The sequence below is a fragment of the Mesorhizobium sp. M7A.F.Ca.CA.003.01.2.1 genome, assembly GCF_003998945.1.
GTDB classification, from domain to species: domain Bacteria; phylum Pseudomonadota; class Alphaproteobacteria; order Rhizobiales; family Rhizobiaceae; genus Mesorhizobium; species Mesorhizobium ciceri.
The window spans coordinates 1-3,844 of sequence record NZ_RZRA01000547.1; the positions used below are offsets into that span (position 1 = coordinate 1).

General features: G+C 64.8%; 5 protein-coding genes. All 5 read left to right on the forward strand.

Annotated features, from left to right (window positions below):
• The coding region (locus EN969_RS20760; RefSeq protein ID WP_164758386.1) for a DMT family transporter at window positions 1–852 on the forward strand (852 nt) is incomplete at its 5' end.
• A gap of 134 nt (window positions 853–986) precedes the next feature.
• A complete protein-coding gene (locus tag EN969_RS20765) occupies window positions 987–1,634 on the forward strand; it encodes a thiamine phosphate synthase (protein WP_063169203.1) in 648 nt (215 codons plus the stop codon).
• A 1-nt stretch (window position 1,635) separates the two neighbouring features.
• Entirely contained in the window at window positions 1,636–2,676 is a 1,041-nt protein-coding gene (locus tag EN969_RS20770; RefSeq protein ID WP_013529128.1) for a tetratricopeptide repeat protein, read from the forward strand.
• A gap of 174 nt (window positions 2,677–2,850) precedes the next feature.
• A complete protein-coding gene (gene efp, locus EN969_RS20775) occupies window positions 2,851–3,417 on the forward strand; it encodes an elongation factor P (protein ID WP_013529127.1) in 567 nt (188 codons plus the stop codon).
• Between the two features lie 85 nt (window positions 3,418–3,502).
• Window positions 3,503–3,844 (forward strand): inositol monophosphatase family protein (locus tag EN969_RS20780; RefSeq protein ID WP_281060018.1); only part of this gene is annotated, 342 nt, incomplete at its 3' end.

Genomic DNA, 3,844 nt, shown 5'->3' on the forward strand with positions numbered 1-3,844 from the left:
TGGTTCGTCGTCCTGTCCGGCCAGCCGATCATGGATGTGGTGTTTTGGCGTTGCGCTTTCGGCGCGCTGACGCTGCTCATCATCTGCGCCGGGCTGGGGTTGCTGCGCAACAGGCTGTCGCTGCGCATCATCGGCATCGCCGCGCTCGGCGGCGTCGCCATCGTCGTCAACTGGCTTTTGCTGTTCAGCGCTTTCTCGCGCGCGTCGATCTCGATCGCCACCGCCGTCTACAACACGCAGCCCTTCATGCTGGTCGGCTTCGGCGCGCTCTTCTTCGCCGAGCGGCTGAGCCTGACCAAGCTGACCTGGCTGACCATCGCCTTCGCCGGCATGGTGCTGATCGTGCAGTCGGCTCCCGATGCCGGCCCCAATGCCGGCATGGCCGGCACGGATTATTTCACCGGCATCGTCATGGCATTGGGCGCGGCCTTCTTCTGGGCCGTCGCCGCCATCGTCACCAAGAAGCTCAAGGGCACGCCACCGCATCTGATTGCGCTGATACAGGTCTGCGTCGGCGTCGTCATGCTGGCGCCGTTCGCCAATCTATCCCGGCTTCCAGCCGATGCCTGGAGCTGGACCATGCTGGCGACGCTCGGCATCGTCCACACCGGCCTGATGTACATACTGATGTACGGCGCCATCCAGAAGCTGCCGACGCATCTGCAGGGATCGCTGTCGTTCATCTATCCCGTCGTCGCCATCCTGGTCGACGTCGTCGCCTTCGGCCATCGGCTGCATCTGAGCCAGGTCGTCGGCGCCACCGCCATCCTGATCGCCGCCGCCGGCATGAATCTCGGCTGGACGCTGTGGAAGGGCAAACCGCCCGTCGCGAGCCCGCACCCGATCAAGTGAAGCGGCCCGCCGGCTGCCCGGCGGATCAAACATCGCGATCCCGACTGCCCGCCTGTTCAAGGCGGGCACTTTGCTCTATGCCGCAATCCAACCATCTTCGCCCGGCATAGGCGAAACGCGGGACCCGAAGAACCATGAATGAAGCAACGCCCCCCAATCGCTGTCGCATCGTGCTGATCGCGCCGCCCGGCGTGCCGGCGGCCCGTATTGTCACGGCATTCGATGGTGGCGATGTCGCTTCGCTGATCCTGCCCGAGAACGGCATGGATGAAGCCTCGTTCCAGGCTTTCGCCGAACGGATCGTGCCGGCAGCGCAAGCCGCCGGCGTTGCTGTCATCATCGCCGGCGACACCCGCATAGCCGGCCGCGTCCAGGCCGACGGCATCCATGTCGAAGTCTCCAAGGCCGAACTCGCCGAGACAATCGAGCATTCCCAGGCAAAGATGATGGTCGGCACCGGAGGCGCCAAGACGCGTGACGACGCGCTCGAGCTTGGCGAGACGCGGCCAGACTACATTTTCTTCGGCCGCTTCGGCTACGACAACAAGCCCGAACCGCACCCGCGCAACCTGTCGCTCGGCGCATGGTGGGCGGACATGATCCAGATCCCTTGCATCGTCATGGCCGGATCCGACATCGCCTCGGTCGAAGCCGTGGGCGCCACCGGCGCTGAATTCGTGGCGCTGTCGAGCGCCGTGTTCGCCGACGGCACCGACCCCAGGACAGCGGTCGCCACCGCCAACGCGCTGCTCGACGAGACTGCGCCGCGTTTCGAGGACTGAAATGTCATCGGCGACGCTTCCCCTCCAGGCTCTGCTTGCGGTGCTGATGGTCCAGGCGGCGGCCGCGGAGACCATCCCCTTGCCGCAGCCCAAGCCGGAAATCGGCGTCCACACCGATAAGCCGATCGACAAGCCGTTGCCGCAGCCCGCCACCACGGCCGAGCCTGCGCCGCTGCCGTCGGCCGACGCCGTCAATCCCGACCGCTTCGGCGCAAAACCCGCCGACGCGGCCTATGGCGCCTTCCAGCGCGGCCTCTACAAGACAGCTTACAATCTGGCATTGGTCCGGGCGCAAAACGGCGACCCGGCGGCGCAGACCCTGGTGGCCGAGATCCTGTCGCGAGGTCTCGGTGTACCGGTCAATTCGGCGCAGGCGGCGAAATGGTACGCCTTGGCCGCCGAACAGGGTGTGCCGGAATCGCAGTTCCAGTATGCGCTGATGCTGCTCGACGGCCGCTATGTCAAAAAGGATGGAAAAGAGGCCTACGCCCTGATGCAGGCCGCAGCCGAAGCCGGCAACCGGCTGGCGCAATTCAATTTCGCGCAGATGCTGGTCCAGCAGGACCCCGGCGACGCCGGTATGGCCAAGGCGGTCTCCTACTATGAACGCGCCGCTGCGACCGGCCTCGCGGACGCGCAATATGCAATGTCGCAGATCTACGCCAACGGTGTCGGCGGCAAGCCACGCGACGATGCCCAGGCAAGGCGCCTGCTGGCGCAGGCCGCAAGGCAGAACTACGACACCGCGCAAATCGATCTCGCCGCCTGGATGATCGAAGGCCGCGGCGGTGCGCGCGACCTGAAATCCGCCTTCGGCTGGATGAAGCAGGCGGCGGAGGGCGGCAATGTTGCCGCCCAGAACCGCCTGGCCAAGCTCTATATGCAAGGCATCGGCACCGATCCGGACCTGGTCCTTGCCGGTGCCTGGTACATCATTGCCCGCCGCGCCGGCCTCATCGATCCGCAGATGGACGACTTCCTGCAGGGGCTGGACGACGACCAGACCAAGCAGGCGCTGCAGAAGGCCAACCGGCTGCCTTGACGGCGGCCCGCGCGGTCATTGCGAGTGTCGCCTCGGCTGCCCTCGCCTGGCACCAACCTGCCCGCTCCCTTGCCTCTTCTGGCGATTTGTGGTCTTGGGAGCCCGAAATCGCTTTCCCAGCGAATATCCCTTACCGACGGCGTGGCCGTAGGCATCATTCCGGATCATCTCATCATGGCCAAGATCAATGGCAACGAAATCCGTCCCGGCTATGTCATCGAGCATGATGGCGGCCTTTGGGTGGCGGTCAGGACCAACACCGTCAAGCCTGGCAAGGGCGGCGCCTACAATCAGGTCGAACTGAAGAACCTCATCAACGGCACCAAGCTCAACGAGCGCTTCCGCTCGGCCGAGACGGTCGAACAGATCCGGCTCGACCTGAAGGATTTTTCCTTCCTCTACGCGCAGGAAGACGCCCTGGTGTTCATGGACACCCAGAGCTACGAGCAGCTCGAATTGAACAAGGACTTCGTCGGCGATCGCGCCGCCTTCCTGCAGGACGGCATGATGGTAACGGTCCAACTCTACGAAGAGCGGCCGATCGGCATTTCGCTGCCCGACTATGTGACGCTGACCATCACCGAGGCCGACCCGGTGGTGAAGGGCCAGACGGCGGCATCGTCCTACAAGCCGGCGATCCTGGAGAACGGCATCCGCGTCCTGGTGCCGCCCTTCATCGGCGCCGGCGAACGCATCATCGTCGACACCAACGAAATCACTTACGTGCGCCGCGCCGACTGACGCATGTCCCCCAACAGTGGCCCGGTTCCGGGTCACCGACATGCATCGAGGCAGAATTTAAAGCGCAGCACCGGGAAAAAGCACTATGGCACGCTCAGCCCTTCTCAACGTCATGGTCCAGGCCGCAATGAAGGCCGGCCGCTCGCTGTCGCGCGACTTCGGCGAAGTGCAGAACCTGCAGGTCTCGATGAAGGGCCCCGGCGACTATGTCAGCCAGGCCGACCGCAAGGCCGAGGACATCGTCTTCGCCGAACTGTCCAAGGCACGGCCCGGCTATTCCTTCCTGATGGAGGAGCGCGGCGTGGTCGAAGGCGACGACGGCCAGCATCGCTGGATCGTCGACCCGCTCGACGGCACCACCAATTTCCTGCACGGCATTCCGCTCTTTGCCGTTTCGATCGCGCTGGAGCGCCAGGGCCAGATCGTC